The following is a 1,324-nucleotide window of genomic DNA, read 5'->3' on the forward strand; positions in this document are numbered from 1 at the left end:
CATTATTGGCTAAAAGGTCTAACGCTGGCACACCAATATTCCCCCCCACGCCAACATTGATACCAGCATCTGCAGCCATCTCTCCAACCAGTGTCGTCACGGTGCTTTTGGCATTAGAACCAGTAATCGCAATGATAGGAACATCACAAGCCTCACAAAACAACTGAATATCGCTTACTACCGGAATATTGGCTTGCCGCACCGCTGCCACTGCTTGAGTTTCAAGTGATATACCAGGACTAATAATAATACGTGCGGCTTGTTGCAATAGCTCTGCATCAATAGCGCCAAACTGGCGAATTTCGATTGCAGCGGGAAGCTTTTCTGCTAATGCGGGTGCTGATTGGCCATCTGTGATTGCTACTTGATAGCCTTGTTCAGTCAAATAACGTGCTGCCGATAGCCCTGATTGACCCAACCCGACCACCACTTGTAGGCCACTACCTTTATGGATTAACGTTTCTGTTGCAGCAAGGGGCATCATATATCTTCCTTTTTTGAGGCTAGGGTTTGGCTATCAAATGTGGGTGTTGACGATACTATATTGGTTAGATAGGCGATATGATATTTTTTAATCATAATAATGGTAAGCATGATAACGGTATCGTGCATGTTTCGGTACTGCTTTTTCATCACTTTGTGCTATTATGCGCATGTTTTTATATTAAGTTACTAGGGTCTTAACTGATAATTTAGTTTTGTACGCTGATTGAGCGTGTGATGACCTATATTACGGTATTTATCACATGGTTATTAACCCTTAGTAGCGAATCATACTGTCATTAGGTTACGGCAGATGCTTGTTTATAGCTATTTATTTGTTCATAGCTACTCTGTCTATCTTACCTGACAATCTATCTGCTGTGATACATCATCATAGCCATTTGTGTACTATCTTAGGTTTTTATCTTATTTTGCTATTGGCAATACTGCAAATAACTCAGTAGCCAGATGTTGTAGGATATTTATAATCTTTGAGATAGCGAAAGTGCAAGACCGTTTGACAGTTTTAGTCTGTTGAGCGACGCGGTAGCTTTCTTAGCAGCCGACATTATCCGTAGACAGTTGTTATTGACAGATAATATGGCTACTAGCGAATGATTACTTTTTTTGCCTCCAAATCTATGCAGTTTACTTATGACATCTTTTTTTGATAGCTTACGTGATGAGTGGTTTTCTAATGTGCGCGGCGATGTGCTGTCAGGTATCGTCGTTGCATTGGCTCTGATTCCTGAAGCCATTGCTTTTTCTATTATCGCAGGCGTCGATCCAAAGGTTGGTTTGTACGCCTCATTTTGTATTGCAGTGGTCATCAGCTTTGTCG

The 1,324-nt window shown here is 41.4% G+C and carries 1 protein-coding gene and 1 pseudogene; one reads left to right on the forward strand and one right to left on the reverse strand.

Features of this window, described 5'->3' with window-relative positions; translation table 11 throughout:
- A pseudogene (gene murD / locus ACS8FD_RS14880) lies at positions 1-484 on the reverse strand (UDP-N-acetylmuramoyl-L-alanine--D-glutamate ligase); the annotation flags it as partial.
- A gap of 653 nt (positions 485-1,137) precedes the next feature.
- Between murD and ACS8FD_RS14885 the strand changes: the two are divergent.
- The coding region (locus ACS8FD_RS14885) for a SulP family inorganic anion transporter (RefSeq protein WP_439276426.1) at positions 1,138-1,324 on the forward strand (187 nt) is incomplete at its 3' end.

The sequence above is a fragment of the Psychrobacter sp. 1U2 genome (assembly GCF_051847575.1).